At 56.8% G+C, this 19,137-nt stretch carries 18 protein-coding genes and 1 tRNA gene; 10 read left to right on the top strand and 9 right to left on the bottom strand.

The annotated features are described in order from the left end of the window. Positions 1–136: 136 nt before the first annotated feature. Positions 137–1,345: a methyltransferase gene (locus ACFOSS_RS12325; RefSeq protein WP_377152920.1), complete on the top strand. Its 1,209-nt coding sequence runs from the start codon at positions 137–139 to the stop codon at positions 1,343–1,345. Positions 1,346–1,351: 6 nt separating this feature from the next. Here ACFOSS_RS12325 and smrB read toward each other — a convergent pair whose 3' ends face one another. Beyond that, on the bottom strand, positions 1,352–1,897 hold the full coding sequence (smrB, locus tag ACFOSS_RS12320) for an endonuclease SmrB (protein WP_377152918.1): 546 nt from the start codon (positions 1,895–1,897) through the stop codon (positions 1,352–1,354). Between the two features lie 62 nt (positions 1,898–1,959). On the opposite strand from smrB, the gene prmB reads away from it, so the two are divergent. Both prmB and aroC read left to right on the top strand, forming a co-directional pair. Further along, the gene (gene prmB, locus ACFOSS_RS12315) at positions 1,960–2,895 is read left to right on the top strand and encodes a 50S ribosomal protein L3 N(5)-glutamine methyltransferase (protein WP_377152916.1); all 936 of its coding nucleotides are present in this window, start codon (positions 1,960–1,962) and stop codon (positions 2,893–2,895) included. Between the two features lie 7 nt (positions 2,896–2,902). Continuing rightward, positions 2,903–3,991, top strand: coding sequence for a chorismate synthase (gene aroC / locus ACFOSS_RS12310; RefSeq protein ID WP_377152914.1), 1,089 nt, complete (start codon positions 2,903–2,905; stop codon positions 3,989–3,991). A 60-nt stretch (positions 3,992–4,051) separates the two neighbouring features. Here the strand turns inward: aroC and ACFOSS_RS12305 are convergent, their stop codons facing one another. Further along, the gene (locus ACFOSS_RS12305; protein ID WP_377152912.1) at positions 4,052–4,801 is read right to left on the bottom strand and encodes a TerC family protein; all 750 of its coding nucleotides are present in this window, start codon (positions 4,799–4,801) and stop codon (positions 4,052–4,054) included. 238 nt (positions 4,802–5,039) lie between these two features. Between ACFOSS_RS12305 and ACFOSS_RS12300 the strand changes: the two genes are divergently transcribed. Next, the gene (locus tag ACFOSS_RS12300; RefSeq protein ID WP_377152910.1) at positions 5,040–5,327 is read left to right on the top strand and encodes a YfcL family protein; all 288 of its coding nucleotides are present in this window, start codon (positions 5,040–5,042) and stop codon (positions 5,325–5,327) included. Between the two features lie 55 nt (positions 5,328–5,382). Here ACFOSS_RS12300 and ACFOSS_RS12295 read toward each other — a convergent pair whose 3' ends face one another. Both ACFOSS_RS12295 and ACFOSS_RS12290 read right to left on the bottom strand, forming a co-directional pair. Continuing rightward, a complete protein-coding gene (locus ACFOSS_RS12295) occupies positions 5,383–5,814 on the bottom strand; it encodes a hypothetical protein (protein ID WP_377152908.1) in 432 nt (143 codons plus the stop codon). A 10-nt stretch (positions 5,815–5,824) separates the two neighbouring features. Then, positions 5,825–6,817 (bottom strand): response regulator, encoded by a 993-nt coding sequence (locus ACFOSS_RS12290; protein WP_377153940.1) that lies wholly within the window; start codon positions 6,815–6,817, stop codon positions 5,825–5,827. Positions 6,818–7,006: 189 nt separating this feature from the next. Here ACFOSS_RS12290 and nfsA point away from each other — a divergent pair, with 189 nt between their 5' ends. Next, positions 7,007–7,729: an oxygen-insensitive NADPH nitroreductase gene (gene nfsA / locus ACFOSS_RS12285; RefSeq protein WP_377152906.1), complete on the top strand. Its 723-nt coding sequence runs from the start codon at positions 7,007–7,009 to the stop codon at positions 7,727–7,729. 82 nt (positions 7,730–7,811) lie between these two features. Next, the gene (locus ACFOSS_RS12280; RefSeq protein ID WP_377152904.1) at positions 7,812–8,963 is read left to right on the top strand and encodes a 3-phenylpropionate MFS transporter; all 1,152 of its coding nucleotides are present in this window, start codon (positions 7,812–7,814) and stop codon (positions 8,961–8,963) included. 52 nt (positions 8,964–9,015) lie between these two features. On the opposite strand, the gene ACFOSS_RS12275 is transcribed toward ACFOSS_RS12280, so the two are convergent. Continuing rightward, on the bottom strand, positions 9,016–9,804 hold the full coding sequence (locus tag ACFOSS_RS12275; RefSeq protein ID WP_377152902.1) for a DNA repair protein: 789 nt from the start codon (positions 9,802–9,804) through the stop codon (positions 9,016–9,018). A 187-nt stretch (positions 9,805–9,991) separates the two neighbouring features. Here ACFOSS_RS12275 and cysB point away from each other — a divergent pair, with 187 nt between their 5' ends. Further along, on the top strand, positions 9,992–10,966 hold the full coding sequence (gene cysB / locus ACFOSS_RS12270) for an HTH-type transcriptional regulator CysB (RefSeq protein WP_377152900.1): 975 nt from the start codon (positions 9,992–9,994) through the stop codon (positions 10,964–10,966). An 8-nt stretch (positions 10,967–10,974) separates the two neighbouring features. On the opposite strand, the gene ACFOSS_RS12265 is transcribed toward cysB, so the two are convergent. From ACFOSS_RS12265 to pabB, 3 genes are all read right to left on the bottom strand, one after another. Beyond that, positions 10,975–12,336, bottom strand: a complete 1,362-nt coding sequence (locus ACFOSS_RS12265; protein ID WP_377152898.1) for an L-serine ammonia-lyase — start codon at positions 12,334–12,336, stop codon at positions 10,975–10,977. 91 nt (positions 12,337–12,427) lie between these two features. Continuing rightward, positions 12,428–13,021, bottom strand: a complete 594-nt coding sequence (locus ACFOSS_RS12260) for a CoA pyrophosphatase (protein ID WP_377152896.1) — start codon at positions 13,019–13,021, stop codon at positions 12,428–12,430. Next, positions 13,018–14,418 carry an aminodeoxychorismate synthase component I gene (pabB, locus tag ACFOSS_RS12255; protein WP_377152894.1) on the bottom strand — a complete coding sequence of 467 codons (1,401 nt, stop codon included), beginning with the start codon at positions 14,416–14,418 and terminating at the stop codon, positions 13,018–13,020. The genes ACFOSS_RS12260 and pabB overlap by 4 nt, the downstream gene beginning before the upstream one ends. A gap of 157 nt (positions 14,419–14,575) precedes the next feature. On the opposite strand from pabB, the gene ACFOSS_RS12250 reads away from it, so the two are divergent. The 3 genes from ACFOSS_RS12250 (at position 14,576) to ACFOSS_RS12240 (ending at position 18,578) form a co-directional block, all read left to right on the top strand. Next, on the top strand, positions 14,576–16,105 hold the full coding sequence (locus ACFOSS_RS12250; protein WP_377152892.1) for a fumarate hydratase: 1,530 nt from the start codon (positions 14,576–14,578) through the stop codon (positions 16,103–16,105). Between the two features lie 307 nt (positions 16,106–16,412). After that, positions 16,413–16,500: transfer RNA gene (locus ACFOSS_RS12245), tRNA-Ser, on the top strand. 410 nt (positions 16,501–16,910) lie between these two features. Next, a complete protein-coding gene (locus ACFOSS_RS12240; protein ID WP_377152890.1) occupies positions 16,911–18,578 on the top strand; it encodes a methyl-accepting chemotaxis protein in 1,668 nt (555 codons plus the stop codon). A 65-nt stretch (positions 18,579–18,643) separates the two neighbouring features. Here ACFOSS_RS12240 and ACFOSS_RS12235 read toward each other — a convergent pair whose 3' ends face one another. Then, positions 18,644–19,102, bottom strand: a complete 459-nt coding sequence (locus ACFOSS_RS12235; RefSeq protein WP_377152888.1) for an Lrp/AsnC family transcriptional regulator — start codon at positions 19,100–19,102, stop codon at positions 18,644–18,646. Between the last annotated feature and the right edge of the window lie 35 nt (positions 19,103–19,137).

Raw genomic sequence — 19,137 nt, 5'->3', positions numbered from 1 at the left:
AATTATGCTGGATGGTAGTTTTTTAAAGAAGCTGTTAGCCGAGAAAAAACAGAAATTCTAGCTGCCAATGCAATAGGAGGCGCTGGGTTAGCCGGTTTATACTGCCCGCCCGTTTTTGCTTGCTCATGATATCAAGATGGTTGCATGCGACTTGCCCCTGACCGAGCACTTCAGTGCACTGGATCAATTGCTGACTTGCTACGGCGAGTTTTGGTTATGTCAGCCATTTCACTGGCGGGATCTTTGCTGGCGCCATAGCCATCCTGAACTCTGTACCGCACTCGATGAACTGACATTGTCCCACTTGCAGGCGATGGAGGAGATGCCGTGTCGAGTGCAGTGGCTTGCGCCCTGGCTAGCGCACCTTCCTGATTTGCTGATGTTGTGTTCCATTGTGCAGCGTCAACCGGAGTTGCCGGCGTTGCCAGCCAGCATGGCTGCGTTCATTCCGGGTCGCAAATGGCAACAGATCCGGCATTTTGAAGCGGCGACAGGGGAGTTTGGCTTGCCGTTCCTGGAGTGGTGTGCCGGCAAAGGGCATCTGGGGCGAGTGCTGGCTTGGCGCCGGGATGTCGAGGTGGAGTCGTTGGAGTGGCAGTCTGCGTTGTGTGCCGATGGCAGGGCGCTGGCGCAAAAACAGCGCGTCCGGCAACAGTTTCATTGTGCCGATGCGTTTGCCGCATCCAGTGCGAGCCTGCTGCGAGCCGAGCAGCACGCGGTGGCGCTGCATGCCTGTGGCGATCTGCATGTTGCGTTATTGCGGCAGGGCGTGGCCGCAGGCGTGAGGGCAGTGACGATTTCGCCATGCTGTTATCACCTGATTCGCGATAGCCAGTATCAACCTCTTTCACAAGCCGGACAGGCGAGCCGGTTGCAGCTGTCGCGCAATACGCTAAGGCTGGCGGCTCAGGAAACGGTGACCGCTGGCGCGCGCGAGCGGCGCCTGCGTGACATTGAACTCCGTTGGCGCCTGGCTTTTGATCTGCTGCAACGAGCATGGCGGGGTGAGGACAGCTATCTTCCGTTGCCGACCCTCCCCGGCCAGCTGTTGACGGGGGATTTTGCAACGTTTGTCGCCTGGGCTCTGGAGCGCAAGGGGCTGGCTGTGGCACGGCCCTCGCAGCAGGTTTTGTCGCAGGCGTTGTGCCAGGCTGAGGCTCGCGTGCCTGTGGTCGCCCGTATGGAGTGGGTCCGTCACCTGTTCCGGCGGCCGCTGGAGTTGTGGTTGGTGCTGGATCGCGCGCTTTATCTGCAAGAGCAGGGCTATCAGGTCAGCATTAGCGAGTTCTGCGGGCGTGCGCTCACGCCTCGCAACCTGTTGCTTGAAGCCTGGCGAGCGCGTTGAGCCAGGCTAACGACGTTGCGCGATACCAGGGTCACTTTGTTCAATTAATACCAGAAGCGCGGCATCGCCCCCCCATTCGCGAGGAGCCTGGTGAAAGGCCTCGACAAACGGATGTTGGGCCAGCCAGCGTGGCACCTGCTGCTTGAGGATATTCTGGCCGTGGCCATGCATGACACAGGCACAGCGAATTTGCTCGCGGCGGCAGGCTTCCAGCAGGGCGGCCAGTTCCAGCTTGGCCTGTTGCTGGCTGAGGCCATGGAGATCCAGCAGCATGTCGGGGTAGTAGTCGCCGCGACGCAGTTTTTTCACCTCATAACTGGAGACATCGCCGCGTACATAACGCATCGGTCCTTCGTCACTGAGGTGGGGGATAAATTCGTCAGAAAAATAGTGGCTGCCCCCCAGGTTTTCCCGGACTTCCCGTTGCAGTGCTTTCTGCTTGACCGTCCTGTGGACGGGACTTATGGTATCCTGCTTTATTTGACGGGTACCGGCTACGGCCTCGCGGAACAGGGCGAGTTCCTGCTCATCCAGCGCGCTGTTTTTCTTCATTAATCAGGTACCTGAATAACTCTCGGACACATGATCCGATTCTACTCGACCCGGAGGCGGTTTTGGAAAAGATAATCATCGATGAGGCGGTCAACGAGCTCAAGACCGTCAATGACCTGATGCGCTGGGCCGTCAGTCGATTCAATGAAGCCGGGCTGTTTTATGGGCATGGAACCGATAATGCCTGGGATGAAGCGGTGCAACTGTTATTGCCGGCCCTGCATTTACCGCCGTTGATCAGCGAAGAGATTCGCACCGCCCGTCTGACCCGCGCCGAACGCCAGCTTCTGGTCGAGCTGATTGCTCGGCGGGTCGCAGAGCGCATTCCCGCGGCTTACCTGACCAATAAGGCTTGGTTCTGTGGTCTTGAGTTTTATGTCGATGAGCGGGTCATAGTGCCCCGCTCGCCGATTGGTGAGCTGATCAACAAGCGCTTTGCACCCTGGTTGTCCCAAGAGCCGAGCCGGATCATGGATATGTGCACCGGTTCGGGCTGTATCGCGATTGCACTGGCGCAGGCGTTCCCAGAAGCCGAAGTGGACGCCATTGATCTCTCGGCGGATGCGCTCGATGTCACCCAGATCAACATCGACATGTATGGTCTGGAGCAGCAGGTGATTCCGATGCAGTCGGATCTGTTTTCGGCGCTGCCCGCTGGCGATAAATACGATCTGATCGTCTCGAATCCCCCTTATGTGGATGCCGAGGATATGGCCGATCTGCCCGATGAATTCCAGCATGAACCCGAACTGGCGCTGGCTGCGGGTGAAGATGGATTGATCCTGGCCAAACGCATTCTGGCGCAGGCTCCCGACTTTTTACATGAACATGGCGTGCTGGTGGTCGAGGTAGGCAACAGTTATGTGCACCTGGCCGCTCAGTATCCGGATGTGCCGTTCCACTGGGTCGAGTTTGAACAGGGTGGACACGGTGTCTTTATGATGACCAAGGCCGAGCTGGATGCTGTGGCCGATCGATTTGCCGCATACAGGAGTTGATGACGCTATGGCAGGGAACAGTTTTGGACAACTCTTCCGGGTTGCAACCTTTGGCGAGAGCCACGGTGTGGCGTTGGGGGCCGTAGTTGACGGTTGCCCACCCGGACTGGAATTGAGCGAGGCCGATCTGCAACAGGATCTGGATCGACGCAAGCCCGGGACGTCTCGGTTCACGACCCAGCGCCGCGAGCCGGATGCGGTGCGGATCCTGTCTGGTGTTTTTGAAGGCAAGACTACCGGGACCTCGATTGGATTACTGATTGAAAACACCGATCAGCGCTCGAAAGATTACTCGGATATTCAGGATCTATTCCGTCCGGGGCACGCTGACTACACCTATCACCAAAAATACGGTGTTCGCGATTACCGCGGCGGCGGACGCTCCTCGGCGCGTGAAACCGCCATGCGTGTCGCTGCCGGTGCCATTGCCAAAAAGTACCTCAAGCAGGTCCATGGCATCGAGATCTTCGGCTATCTCACGCAACTCGGCCCGATCCGTGGTGAGCGTTTTGAGCGCGACATTATCGAAACCAACCCCTTCTTCTTTGCCGATCCGGACAAGCTGGAGGAGTTGGATGCGTTCATGCGCGATCTAAAGAAAGAGGGCGACTCGATCGGTGCAAGGCTGCAGGTGGTTGCCCGTCATGTCCCGGTGGGACTAGGTGAACCGGTGTTTGATCGTCTCGATGCGGAGATTGCTCATGCCATGATGGGCATCAACGCAGTGAAAGGGGTCGAGATCGGTGATGGTTTTGGCGTCGTGGAGCAGCGTGGCTCGCAACACCGCGATGAGATGACACCACAGGGATTTCTCAGCAACCATGCCGGTGGCATTCTGGGCGGTATTAGTTCGGGTCAGGACATTGTCGTCAGCATGGCGCTGAAGCCGACCTCGAGCATTACGGTACCGGGCAAGACGATTACCGTCAGTGGTGAACAGACCGAGATGATCACCCGCGGTCGTCACGACCCGTGCGTCGGCATTCGTGCTGTTCCTATTGCCGAGGCCATGCTGGCCCTGGTGCTGATGGATCATCTGCTGCGCCACCGGGCGCAGAATATGAATGTTCAGACGGTAACGCCGAAACTCAAGTAAGACGTGCAGAATGTAAAAGGCCGTGCGAATGCACGGCCTTTTTGTTGCGCTGAGAGGCGGTTAGTCCTCGATCTGCTTGTGCAGCTTGACCGCCTTTTGTTGGCTCTTGCGCAAACGCAGATTGAGCATCTCGACACCCAGTGAAAATGCCATCGCAAAGTAGATGTAACCTTTGGGAATATGCAGGTCGAAACCTTCGGCGATCAGTGCGACCCCGACCAGGATCAGGAATGATAACGCCAGCATCTTGACTGTCGGGTGAGCATCGACAAAATCACCGATTGCCTTGGCGGCAAACATCATGATGCCGACGGCTATCATGATCGCGATGACCATGACAGGCACATGGCTGGCCATGCCTACGGCGGTGATGACAGAGTCGAGGCTGAACACTATGTCCAGGATGGCGATCTGGATCAGCGTCGCAATAAAGCCGCGACCCGCCACTTCGGCCGCCGAGGTGGGCTCATCATCCCCTTCGAGTGAGCCGTGGATCTCGTGCGTACTCTTCGCCAGCAGGAAAAGACCACCGATGATCAGAATCAGGTCACGACCAGAGATCGCCTCGCCAAGTAGCGTAAACAGGGGCTCGGTCAGACGCATGACCCAGGCCAGGGATAACAGCAGCATGATGCGTGTCAGCATGGCACCGGCCAGGCCCAGAATTCTGGCGCGTTGACGTTGAGCCGGCGGTAATTTGCTGACCAGAATTGATATAAAGATGATGTTATCGATACCGAGCACGATCTCCAGCAGTGTCAGGGTGGCCAAAGCCATCCAGGCGCTGGGATCCAGTAACCATTCGAACATGAGTCTATCCTGTAATGTGTAGAGGGCATCCGTTGAAACGCGGGCGCTAGTCTAGCAGCCTGGTCGGATTTCATAAACTTTTGACGCGCTAGCAAGATGAGAAAAAAAACGCCATCGGAGTATCGGCAGCGCTGGCAAAACCAACCATGCTCAGGCAGTATCTGCGCCTTCGCCAGGCTCACCGGCCAAGGCGAATAACCAAGCCTTATCCCTGGCCCAGGAAAGTGATCGGAATTACATGAACATACACGAATTCGAACAACTGCTGCTTGCTCAAATTGATGCCATGGTGGCGCACGGTTCTGATGATGAACTGTTCGCCAGTGGTTACCTGCGTGGTCATATCTCGTTGGCGGTTGCCAACTGTGAAATCCATGGCAAAACCTTGGTTCGCGATGTCGAGATGAATGTGTTGCGAAGTTTGCAACAAGCTTGCTTGAACGGTGAACTGAACGATCAGGATCAACGCCTGGTGGATGAGATGTGGCAACGGTTGCTGCGACAGGTCAGGCAGCAAACTGCCTGATAGCGTCAACTAACAATAAAACAGCGGGCCTGGCCCGCTGTTTGTCATTTTGCGATTAGAGTGCCTCTTCTGCCAGCCGAGCCATCGCCTGGTCTGTCACATCGTAAATCAGGATCGCCAAGTGACGGATTTCACCGGTAAAGTCCGGTAACGGCATGATGGTCACATTCTGGTACATGTGCTCCGCTTCACCTGTGATCGGTCGGTAATTGGAGAAATGAAACAGATAAGGGCGCTGTTCCCAACTGATGAAGGCCTTGTTATTCAAGGTGCGCACCATGGTCAATTTGCGCTCCAGCCAGATTTTGTCCAGTTCGGGATAGATGTCGAATAGCACCTTGTCCTTCACCTGGTAACTGAGTTGGCTGGAGTGGCTCTCCATGAAGCCATTCCATACCTGAATGCGGTTCTCTTCGTCCAGGATCACCAGACCCACTTCCAGGTTTTGAATGATGGTCATTAGCCAGTGGAACTCTCTGATCTCCATACCTGTCTCCTCACATCAGATGTTCGATCTTGTGATTCATGAACTGAATAGAATCTTCGGTGAACAGCAGCAACAGATCGCACTGCACCTGATGATTGCGGATCTGGTAGTTGATTTCGATGGCAAGCGTGCGTTTCCAGCGGTGCTTGTTAGCCTGGATCAGCTCCTCGATCGGTCTGTGTTGTCCCAACACCACAGGATGACCTTGGCTGAATGGCGTATCCAGCTGATTGGCAAAACCGCGCAGGAATGCGCCGATCAGTACATTCGACATGTCCATTAACAGCTCCAGTTCGGTGGCCCTTGTCATGGAACCGTCGTGCCCCATCAGGCGACCCAGATCGGCAAAGCTGGAGTCGTGGAACAGCACCAGCGCCTCGCCGGCGATGCCTGCGCCAATAAAACCCTGACACACGGCGGACAGCGTCTCGGCGCCCGCGGCAGAGTTCAGCGCCATGTGCAATTCGCTGACTTCAAGGACGTTGACATTGGGTATGGGCAATATGACGAAGCCACCCAGCATGCGGGCCAGCAGGTCGGCGGCCTGACCCATGGCAACGTTGGCCAGCTCCTGGTAAACATCCCTGGCTTCGACGGTCAGATTAACACCGCCGCTATCGGGTCGATCGAGTAACTCACCGGGTTGATACAGGCCCAAGCGTCGCAGCAGATGACTTATTTGCTCGCTGCTGCAGGGTTTTTTGATGAAGTCCAGTGCACCCAGTGCCATCACTTCAGACCGGGCTTCCGGCTGAATGTCGCCGGAGACGACGATGACACGGCTGCGGATATTTTCATCGCGTAACGTTCGCAGAACCTGGTAGCCGTCCATCACAGGCATCGTCAGATCCAGAAAAACCAGATCACCATGTCCGCTGAGGATCTGCTCGACACCCTGTTGCCCGTTTTCGGCAAAGTGCAGTGTCACAGACCAGTCATCAGGTAACGCACGGGCCATCTGTTTTCGCGCAAAGGCAGAGTCGTCACAGATCAATATGTTCAAGGCCAGCCCTCTACAATGATTCATTTCAGATTCAGTATATGAACTACGGCGGTAAACGCCTGCCTAAAGAAAAGGCAATCGATGGCGAGCAGGCTTGTCAAACGCCAGAGGCTTGATTCAGCTCACGCTTTGTTACTCGAAAGGAGAGGACTCAGACTGGTATATTCGCGAAAACATAAGGAGCGGCTAATGAACAGTACCATCGAAACCTTGCAAGCCCATGCCTCGGTGCGGGCCTTTACCACCCAGACGATCAGTGACGCTCAGCGGCATGCCATACTGGCTTCGGCACGCCAGACATCCAGCTCCAGTTTTTTACAGATGGTGACCATCATTCGCATCACAGACGCGGCACTGCGGCTGCGCCTGGCGGCGTTGGCCGGCGAACAGGCGTATGTCGCCAGTGCTGCCGAATTCTGGGTGTTTTGTGCCGATTTGAACCGTAATCAGCAGATAGCACCAGAGGCCAAATTGGGGTTTGCCGAACAGTTGCTGATGGGGGCAATTGATACGGCGCTGATGGCGCAAAATGCACTGACGGCGGCTGAATCGCTTGGTTTGGGCGGGGTGTTCATCGGTGGTTTGCGTAACAATCCTGGCGAGGTGACCGCGGCTCTGGATCTTCCACGCCACGTTTTACCCTTGCTGGGCCTGTGCCTGGGGTATCCTGCGGCGCCGGCAGAACAAAAGCCGCGGTTGCCTGAGGAGCTGGTCGTGCATGAAAACCACTACCAGAGGCTGGATCCTCATCTGTTGGAGCAGTATGACGCCCGTATGCTCGATTACTATTCGGCGCGCAGCAGTAACAGCAAGCAACAGAACTGGAGCGGTCAGATCCGTGCGATTCTCTCCAAAGAGAGCCGTCCGTTCATGCTGGATTACCTGCACGCGCAAGGTTTTATCACGCGCTAATGACAGTGCGCACGGTCACATTCTCTGACAGGGTAGCGGGATTCTGATATTCTGCGTCGCCTGCAACCTGTCGGAGTTTGACATGCGCCCGTTTGCCTGGTTATCGCTGTTTCTCGTCGCAATTTATTTCGTTTACGGGGCCTATATCCCGTTCTGGTCATTGTGGTTGGCATCCCGTGATCTTAGCGCCGACCAGATCGGACTATTGATCGGTGTCGGATTGGCGATCCGCTTTGCCGGTCAGTTGCTGATCATGGGCAAAGCCAACCGGGCCAGTCTGTTGATTCCAGCGTGTCGCTATCTGGCTTTGGCCAGTGCGGTCTGTTTTTTGCTGTTCTACGGGGTGTCGGGTTTCTGGTCGATTCTAGCCTTGATGCTGGTGGCCAATTTTATCTATCCAACCCTTTTGCCCCTAAGTGAAGCGTTAGCCGCGCGAATGATGCTGCAGGTAAAACTCGACTATGGTCGCGTACGGTTATGGGGCTCGGCGGCGTTTATTCTTGGTTCCATGCTGGTTGGCGCACTGGTCAAGCAAAGTGGGGCCGACTGGGTGTTACACACCATGATAATAGGCCTGCTGGCCTTGATACTTTGTACCTGGCTGCCGATGTCGCCAGCGCCGCAGGATGCCATTTCCAGTGGCCAAAAAACCGGCTTTTTACCCTTGTTGCGGCAAAAGCCATTTCTGATGTTTTTGCTCGTCGTGTCATTGCTGCAGGGGAGTCATGCGGCCTATTACGGCTTTAGCGCCTTGCATTGGAAGGCGCACGGTTATGCCGAAAATGTGATCGGCTATCTGTGGGCTGCGGGGGTGGTTGCTGAAATTTTGATGTTTGCCATCAGCAAGCGGCTGTTCAGTCGTATTGGCTATCAGCAGATGTTTCTGATTGGTGCGGTCGGTTGTGTCATTCGCTGGACTATTTTGGCTTCCACGACTGCGCTTCCCTGGCTGGTGATCGCTCAGTTGCTGCATGCGGTCACATTCTGCGTCAGCCATCTGGCTGCTGTCCGGTATATGACGCAACAGATGCCCAGTGATCAGCTTATTCCGGCACAGACGCTGTATGCCGCCTTACCGACAGGCATGTTTACTGCGGTGCTGACCATGCTCTCTGGGGTTGCGTATCAACACAGTGGCGGTATGGCGTTCTGGGGCATGGCCGTATTGGTTCTGCCAGTCTTTGTGCTGCGGGTACCGGGGCAAAAAAAGCCACTCAGCACGCACGTCAGCTAACCACCAGCTAACAAAAAGGCGGCCTGTAGCCGCCTGTTGAGTGCGAATCCGGTTACCATTTACGCTTGGGCTGAAACAGGACATCCAGATCGTCCTTTTTCTCCTGTAACTCTTCGAGCTCTTTCTGGTTTGCCTGCTCGATCTGTTCCGTCATCTCGCGCAACGCCATGCGCATCTCCTCTTCCCGAGTGATGAGCCAAGCGTCTTTGTCATGGATGGAGGCCAAGGTACTGATGCCTTTATTCAACAGTTGTTTGGCGGAGCCAAATTGCCGATTCACTCGGGCATCCAGAGCGCGTTGGATCAGGTTGGCGATGTTGATTTTCAGCAGCAGCAACTCAAGGCGGCGATCCTCGGTAACAAACGCTTGCGGATCTATTTTGCCCTTGTTGTGTTCAATACGCACCACAGCGCGGATCTTCTTCACGATCTGCAGCATTTGCAGCGCCTGGCGATCCGACTCCGGTGAGCGGAAAATACTCTCTTCGTTATGCTGGTAATTCTCCTGCACGTAGTTGATTTGTGCGGTGACGTCCTGGATCCGTTGCTTGACCGAGGCCAGTGCCGGATTGGCGGCGGAGATGATACGCAGTGCATCCAGTATGCGGTTTTGCAATAGCAATACCAGCGTTTTGGTGTACGGCAGCCGACTGGCGTTGAGTAATAGCTCGTCGGCTTCATCGATGATGTTTTTCTGCCGTGAAATGGTGATACGGCGGTCGGTTTCCTGCTTCTGCTTGTATTGCTGGACGATGTTATAGGTGATCACCAGAAACAGCAGCGCTCCGATCGAAAACAGCACCAGAGTTAATACCATGGTGGTTTCTACCTCTTGGGTCATGACAGACACTAATTGCTTGATACTACTACAGCTGGCAGGTGTGGGGTAGGGACGCAGGGCACAGTTTGACGGCAGACTGGTTTCGCTGATGCCGTCCAACGCGATGAGACGCCAAAGCTGCAGGAAAAAGAAGCCTTTGAACTAATCTTTGTTAGTATTAGTCCACACGCTCTTATTCTGGAATGCTATGAAACTACAGCAGCTGCGCTACATCGTTGAGGTAGCCAACCACAGTCTGAATGTCTCGGCGACCGCAGAGAGTCTCTATACCTCGCAGCCTGGGATCAGCAAACAGGTGCGGATGTTAGAAGACGAGCTCGGGGTGCAGATTTTTGAACGCAGTGGCAAGCATCTGACCCAGATCACCCCTGCCGGGCGGGATATCCTGCGCATTTCGCAAGAGATCCTGGCCAAAGTCGAGAGCATTCGTTCTGTGGCCGGGCAATATACCAACCCGGATCAGGGCACCTTGAATATCTCCACCACCCATACCCAGGCGCGTTATGCCTTGCCCGAGGTGATCCGTGCCTTCATCAAGCGTTATCCCAAAGTGTCATTGCACATGCATCAGGGATCTCCGGCACAGCTGAGCGAGTCGGTGGCAAAAGGCACCACAGATTTTGCTATCGCCACCGAGGCCTTGCATCTGTATCAGGATCTGGTGATGTTGCCCTGCTACCACTGGACCCGGTGCCTGCTGGTGCCGAAAGGCCACCCTTTGACCTTGTTGCCACGTGTCGAAATCGAAGATTTGGCGCAGTATCCGCTTGTCACCTATACGTTCGGCTTTACCGGACGTTCCGAGCTGGATGCCGCTTTCAATCGCACCGGCATGGAGCCGCGCATCGTTTTTACTGCCATCGACGCCGATGTCATCAAGACCTATGTTCGTATGGGATTGGGCGTCGGGGTGCTGGCCAGCATGGCCATCGATCCGCAAACGGATACCGATCTGGTGCGAATCGACGCCCGTCACCTGTTCCAGTCCAGTACCACCAAAATCTGTTTCCGTCGCGGTATCTTCCTGCGCAGCTACATGTATGACTTCATGGAGCGTTTTGCTCCCCATCTGACGCGTGATGTCGTGGACAAGGCCCTGGCGATGAAGACGCCGTATGAAGTTGAGCAACTGTTTGTGGGCATTGAACTCCCGGAGCGTTAAGCTGCGAGTCAATCACACGGCAGAATGCGGATCGCCAGCCCGCCGCGAGAGGTTTCCCGATAACGGGCGTCCATGTCCTTGCCCGTGGCATACATGGTTTCGATGACCTTATCCAGCGAGACGCGTGCCTTGCTGGTGCGGCGCAGTGCCATGCGTGATGCGTTGATCGCCTTGACGGCCGCGATGGCGTTGCGTTCGATGCAGGGGACCTGCACCTGACCCGCAACCGGATCGCAGGTCAGCCCCAAATTGTGCTCCATACCGATCTCGGCCGCCTGACACACCTGATCTGGACTACCGCCCATCAAGGCGGTCAGTCCTGCCGCTGCCATGGAGCAGGCGACACCCACCTCACCCTGACAACCGACTTCCGCTCCGGAGAGTGAGGCATTCATCTTGTAAAGCAGGCCAATCGCGCCAGCCGTGAGCAGGAAATGACTGGCCATGGTGGCATCGACGGGTTGAACAAAGCGGTCGTAGTAGGCCAGTACGGCCGGCAGAATACCCGCCGCGCCGTTGGTCGGGGCCGTGACAATCCGGCCTCCGGCTGCATTCTCCTCGCTGACGGCGAGTGCGAAGGCATTCACCCAGTCGATAACCAGCATCGGATCCCGCGACAACGCCTCACTGCTGGCAAGCTGACGATAGAGTGCCGGTGCCCGGCGAGGTACCCGTAATGGCCCGGGAAGCACGCCTTCGGTCCGGCTGCCTCGCGCAATGGCCTCCTTCATCACACGCCAAATTTGCTGACACTCAGCCGCGACATCGCGCTCTGGCTGCAGTTGTTGCTCGTTGCAGAGCATCAGGCTGGCAATAGAGATCTCCGCCTGCTGGCATAGGCCTAACAGCTCTTCGGCGCTGGCGAAGGGATAGGGAATGGTGGTTTCAGCACTCTGGCGTGCATGGAAATTGTCCTCGCGAACGATAAAACCGCCGCCCAGCGAGTACCAGGTCTGTTCCAGGCACACAGCCTCACCCTGGTAGGCCACCAGGCGCAGCCCATTCTCGTGCAGTGTCAGCGGCGTGGGTTCAAAAAACAGATGGATCGCGTCGAAGGCCAGGGGGTGCTGGCCATTGAGCCTCAACTCGCCGCCAGCTTGCCAGCGCTGAAGCCGCAGCGGCATGCTGGATACGTCAATCTGCTGTGGTTGTTCGCCGGCGAGTCCAAACCAGATGGCCACATCTGTTTGGTGACCGCGACCGGTCAGCGCCAGGGAGCCGTACAGGGTGATGTCGATACGGGTTACTCGATTGAGTTGTTTCTCGTCCGCCAACTGCTGACTGAAGTGGGCGGCAGCCAGCATGGGGCCCACGGTGTGAGACGATGAGGGACCGATCCCGATTTTAAAAAGTTCGAAAATTGACAGCATAGTTGGACGCAGAAAGGCTACAGGATGGAGTTGTATTTTGCAGTGAAGAGTATATTTAATAAAAAATATCGCAAACAAAATATGAATTAGTTTAATCGGCTATTTGCGTGGCCAGCTGCCACAGCATACGGGCGGTAGCGCCCCAGATCAGGTGTCCTGACAGCACCATGCCATAGACAGTCTGCCTCTGGCCTGAACGCGTGACGGGCCACTGTCCATAAGCCTTGGTTTCCAGCAGCGGAGCAAGAGGGACGCTAAAGGCTGCGGCAACCTCGTCCGGCGCCGGCTGCAAGTCCAGGGGGGAGGTCAGCAGACCCAAATAGGGTGTCACCATAAAGCCGCTATGGGTCCTATGGGGAGGGAGTTGCCCCAGCAAGTGCACGGCGTGAGGGGGGATGCCCAGCTCTTCGTGTGTCTCGCGCAGCGCGGTGGCGGCCAGCGAGTGATCCTGGGCATCATGGCGGCCGCCGGGAAAGCTGATTTGTCCTGGATGATGACGCAGATGGGGGCTGCGCAGCGTGAGTAACACTTGCAAGCCTTCGGTCCGCATGATCAGCGGGATGAGTACCGCTGCGCGCTGCCAGGGTTGCCTTAGCGTAGTCGGCGCCACGCTATCATCCGCCAACGGACGTAACAGGCTAAAACGCATGCGTAGCCTCGCCAGTTGTTCTTCACCCCGCGTCATGCGTTATTCGCCAGCAATGGCAGGATCCGCCCCAGTTTGTCGAACGTCTCCTGATACTCGGCCTCAACCCGGGAGTCGGCAACGATACCGCCACCGGCCCAGACATAGAGAGTCTGCTGACAGGCGATCAGGGTGCGGATCGTGATACTGGTATCCATGCGGCCGTGGCGGCTCAGGTAGCCAATACTGCCGCAGTAGGCATTACGCCGCTGTGGTTCAAGCTCTTCGATGATCTCCATCGCGCGAATTTTTGGGGCGCCGGTGATTGACCCGCCGGGAAAGCAGGCTCGTAGCAGATCGGTGGCTGTCAGGGTTGACGGCAGCTCGCCTTCGATGGTCGACACCAGATGATGAACGGCAGGGAAGGATTCCACTGCGAACAGTGACGGAACCCGGACCGTTCCCGGAATGCAGACCCGGCCGATGTCATTGCGTAGCAGATCGACGATCATCAGATTCTCGGCCCGGTCCTTGTCGGCCTGGCGCAGCGCTTCGGCGGCGGCGGCATCGGCGGCAGCTTCGCTGTGGCGCGGCCGGGTACCCTTGATTGGTTTGGTCGAGACGCGCGCCCCTTCCAGGCTGAGAAACCGCTCCGGTGAGAGGCTTAAAATGGCGGCGTGCGGCAAACGCAAGAAGGCAGAAAAGGGCGCCGCGTTGCCGCTACTGAGCCGACAATAGGCCTCCCATTCGGACCCCTGGTATCCGGCGCAGAAGCGTTGTGTCAGATTGATCTGGTAACAATCACCGGCTGCCAAGTAAGCCTGAATACGGGCAAAGCGCTGTCGGTAACCTGCCTCATCCATGTTGGCCTGCCACTGCGTCGTGAGGCGGCAGGGCGTGAGCGACGCGGTCTGTTGCTGTTGCCACCACAGCCAGCGCTGTTGCCAGGCCGTTTCATCACCCTGAACCAACAGCGTGGCCTGACGGTGGGCCTTATCCAGGATCCAGGCCCAGTCATAGATGCCTTGCGCCATATCCGGGACAGTAATATCGGCCTGTGACAGCACGGGGAGCCGTTCAAAACGCCGTCCGAGATCATAACCAAACAAGCCGATGGCACCACCAATAAACGGCAATTCACCCGCATAGGGGGGGGCACCAAGCAGGGCACTACTGGTTTGTTGCAGCAACTGCAGGGGGTCGTCGGTCGAGACTCGCGCGGGCCGATGGGTTCCGGGGTACTCAATACGGGTTGTGGCCCCTTCGGTAACAACCGTGGCCACCGGATCGGCACTGATGATATCAAAGCGGCTGTCGGGGTGCTGCGCGCTGGCGGATTCGAGCAGCATGGCCCATGGCTGCGCCTGAAGGCGGGCAAACAGATCCCGCGCCGGCGCCGGGCCGTCAAGATGCAATTCGGCAAACGAGAAATGATGTAGGGTCAGTTGTTCGGACATCAAGATACCTGTGTTGCGTGTTCCAGCCCACCAGTGGGCACTGCGTCATGGCACGCTCTGGTCGCGCAGCGTATCATAAGGCAGCACAAGGACAAAAACTGACAGCCCGAGGCAGCTGTCCCCCGCCATGCGGGGTCACCCGGTAACGGAGAAGACCATGACCGTCATCAAACAGCACGACTTCATCGATTCGATTTTCGATGCGTTGCAGTACATTTCCTATTATCACCCGCTGGACTTTGTTGAGGCGCTGCATGCGGCGTATCAACGCGAAGAGAGTCAGGCCGCCAAGGATGCCATCGCGCAGATCCTGATCAATTCGCGAATGGCGGCAGAAGGGCATCGTCCCCTGTGTCAGGACACGGGCATCGTCACCTGTTTTGTCAAGATCGGGATGCAGGTGCAATGGGCGACGGAGATGACGGTACAGCAGATGGTGGATGAGGGCACGCGTCGGGCCTATACCCATCCGGATAACCCCTTGCGTTTATCGATCTTGGCTGATCCGGCCGGCAAGCGGGTCAATACGCGCGACAATACGCCGGCCGTGGTCCACGTCGAAATGGTCCCGGGAGACAAGGTCGATGTGCTGATTGCGGCCAAAGGGGGGGGCTCGGAGAACAAATCCAAGCTGGCGATGTTGAATCCGTCTGATTCCCTGGTTGACTGGGTGCTGAAGACAGTGCCAGGCATGGGGGCAGGCTGGTGTCCCCCTGGCATGTTGGGAATTGGCATCGGTGGTACCGCTGAAAAAGCCATGTTGATGGCTAAAGAGTCGTTGATGGAGTCCATCGATATCCAGCAGCTGAAGGCGCGCGGCGCCAGTACGACAGAAGAGGCGTTGCGCCTGGAGTTGTACGAAAAAATCAACCAGCTGGGCATCGGTGCCCAGGGGTTGGGTGGGTTGACCACGGTGCTGGATGTGAAAATCAAATCGGCCCCAACCCATGCGGTTGGCCTGCCGGTTGCCATGATCCCCAATTGCGCGGCAACCCGACACATTCATTTTACTCTGGATGGCTCCGGTCCGGCTGAGTTGGTTCCGCCCCCGCTGTCAGCATGGCCGCAGATCGAGTGGGAAGGGGCCGCCAGTGCGCGCCGGGTGAACCTTGATGGCATCAGCAAAGCGGAGATTGCCAGCTGGAAGGTCGGCGAGACGTTACTGCTGTCCGGGACTATTCTTACCGGCCGCGATGCGGCCCATAAGCGGATCCAGGATTTGCTCAAGGCAGGCAAGGCGCTTCCGGAAGGCGTCAATCTGGCGGGGCGCTTTATTTACTATGTTGGCCCTGTCGATCCGGTTCGTGACGAGGTGGTTGGGCCGGCAGGACCGACGACATCAACCCGGATGGACAAGTTCAGTGAAACCATGCTGGGCGAGGCCGGGTTGTTTGGCATGATAGGCAAGTCCGAACGCGGGCCTGAGGCGGTGGCGGCAATTAAACGCCATGGCGCTGCGTATCTGATGGCGGTGGGAGGAGCAGCCTATCTGGTATCCAAAGCGATCAAGAAGGCGCGTAAGGTGGCGTTCGAAGATCTGGGTATGGAGGCTATCTACGAGTTCGAAGTTGTCGACATGCCGGTCACCGTGGCGGTAGATAGTCGCGGTGAGAATATCCATGACATAGGACCCGCGCACTGGAAAGCGATATTGCAACCTGTCGATATCAAGACGATCGGCGAGTGACAACAAGGGAGGCCATTTGGCCTCCCTTGTCGCAATAATGAGCAAACACATTGTTTTATATGAAATTAGTATTGTAATCGCGGCACAGTTTTCCTATCATGCCGCCCGTCGTCAGCGCTGCTGCGCTTGGGGCAGGCGAGATTCCACGCCTAAACAAGGAATCAAAAAAACGGTGAGGTGTCCGAGTGGCTGCCCGAAGCCAGCGAAGCTGGCGATAAAGGAGAGCACGCAAGGCGTGCGACGCAGCCACAGACCACTGAACTGGAAAAAGGTGAGATTCCACGCCTAAACAAGGAATCAAAAAAACGGTGAGGTGTCCGAGTGGCTGAAGGAGCACGCCTGGAAAGTGTGTATACGGCAACGTATCGAGGGTTCGAATCCCTCCCTCACCGCCATCTTCAAACAGAAGCTGCAGTCATGCGGCTTTTTTTATTTGCGTGATAATCGCCACCTGCCTGGTCTGGTGATGCTCCGGGCTGTATCTGGCCTCTTGTTACCCACAGCACAACACGACCGTTTCCTCCGTGCCTGTACCCACCATCCTGTCTCCTGATTTGCAAAGCCTGCGTCATCCCCCCGTTCATCGCCGGCCGGCGCTGATGGTTTTGCTCTGCGGGCACGAGGGCTCAGCTTGACTGCCGGATCGCTGCGACCGCAGGGGCTTGAGTGCTGACCAGCCTCTCTTTTGGTTTTTCCTCACAGAAGCGAGACCGCAGTCTGGCTATGCTTGATCATGTCGCGCAAGCTGTCCTGACAGGACAGGCTGTCGCAACGTGTGCAGCAGAGTGACCCAAGGAGTGTGGCCATGCGTATCAAAAACAAGATCATTGCTCTAGCCAGTATTCCACTGATACTGGTGGTGTTATTGATCAATCTGAGCAGCTACATGATCAGTCGTGCCGATCTGCAGCAGAAGCAGGTTGAGCTGCGCGAGCAACTGATCAGTGAGAAAAAGGCGCAATTGGGCAAGTATCTGGCGTTGGCGGAAAGCGCTGTTGCCAACGTCTATGCACAAGCGGATACGCCGGAAAACCGGGAGACCGTTAAGCAGATACTGCGTGAACTGCGATATGAAGCCGATGGCTATTTCTTTGTCTACAACTATCAAGGTATCAACCAGGTGCTGGGTCCCAAGCCTGAACTCGAAGGCAAGGACCTCTCCCAGCTCAAGGATGCTGACGGCAAGCAGTTTATCCAGGCGATTATCACCTCTGCCCGTCAGGGCGATGGCTTTGTGCAGTATCAATGGCATAAGCCGTCGGTCAATCGCGATGTGGCCAAATTGAGCTTTAACAAGACCCTTGATAAGTACCAGTGGGTCGTGGGTACCGGATTCTATATCGACGACATCGAAGCTGAATTGGCCCGGCACATGCAGCTTGGTCAACAAGAGACGATCACGCTGTTGCTGCGCAACATAGCGGTGTCGTTGGCGGTATTAGTGCTGACTATCGTGGCCACCCTGGTGATTGGCAATCGGATCACCCGCCCATTGGAGGCGGCTGTTGCGGCACTGAACAACATAGCCAGTGGTGAGGGTGACCTGACGCGGCGACTAAGTGCCACCAGCACAGACGAAGTCGGGACCTTGAGTCTGGCCTTTAATCATTTCATCGAGCAGATACAGTCGCTGGTATCGCAGGTCGGCGTGACCAGCAGCCATGTCTTTGATGTTTCGGCCCGCCTCAAGGACTCCTCGTCGCAGTTCATTACCCAGATGCAGGGACACAGACGCGAAACCGAACAGGTGGTCACTGCCGTCACAGAAATGAGCTCTACGGCGCAGGAGGTGGCTTCCAGTGCGGCCAATGCGGCGACAGCGACCAGTGCGGCCAGTGCCGAGGCGGTCCAGGCGCGTGAGGTCGTGGCGGTAGCGACCCACAGTATCAATCAGCTGGTCAGTGAGGTGGATCAAGCGGCCCATGTGATTCAGCAACTGGCGCAGGAAACTGGCAAGATTGGCTCTGTGGTCGAAGTTATTCGCGGCATTGCCGAGCAGACAAATTTGCTCGCCCTGAATGCGGCCATTGAAGCCGCACGGGCGGGTGAGCAGGGACGAGGTTTTGCCGTGGTGGCTGACGAAGTGCGCTCGCTAGCGGGACGAACCCAGCAGAGCACGGTGGAGATCAACAGCATGCTGCAGCGGCTGCAATCCGGAGTGGCGGAGGCGGTCGAGGTCATGCAATCGAGCCAGGCGCGCAGTGAAGAGACCATTCACGAGACCGGAAAGATCTCCAATTCGCTGGACGGCGTAGCGGCGGCAGTGGACACCATCAATGAGATGAATCTGCAGATCGCGACCGCTGCAGAGGAGCAAAATGCGGTGGCCGAGGAGATTAATCGCAATCTCGTGGCCATCCAGCACATAGTGGAGCAGTTGACTCAGGCGGCAGATGAGTCGCAACAGAGTACGGAAGAGTTGGTGGATACAGGAAATGTGCTGAAAAATCTGGTCTCGCGCTTCAGATACTAAGCCGATTGGTTTCCCCATCAGGCGGCCCTGTGCCGCCTTTTTTGATCATGGATGCGTGGCTGTGGCTAGATCGCGGGTAGGGCACCTGCCCGCTTGGGCTGCCCCAGGACGACGAGGGTGGTGAAGCTGCGCACCTGCTCTTCATCATGCAGCACTCGGCGCGTGAAGGCCTCGTAGCTGGCCATGTCGCGGGCGGCGACATGTAAGACAAAATCCTGCTCACCCGTGACATACCACAGATCCATGACCTCTGGTTCGGTTTGCAGGCGGGCAATCAAGGCATCGACAATTCGGCTGTGATCGCGTTCGAGCGAAACCAGCACCAGCATGGTCACTGGCCAGCCCATGGTTTTCGGGGCCACCAGGGCGATCTCGCGCTCGATAAGACCCGATTCGCGCAAGGCCCTGAGCCGACGATAGCAGGCTGGGGCAGAGAGCCCGACGCGCTGCGCCAGCTCGGGAATCGGTAAACGAGCATCTTGTTGCAATGCGGTGAGCATCTGCAAATCGAAGCGGTCCAGCATGGTGTTTCCTGTATGGATAGAAGTGATAAAATTTA

Source organism: Pseudaeromonas sharmana, from assembly GCF_042649925.1.
GTDB lineage: Bacteria > Pseudomonadota > Gammaproteobacteria > Enterobacterales > Aeromonadaceae > Pseudaeromonas > Pseudaeromonas sharmana.
Note: the sequence above shows the minus strand (reverse complement) of the source record. Positions and strands in the feature narration are given on the sequence as shown.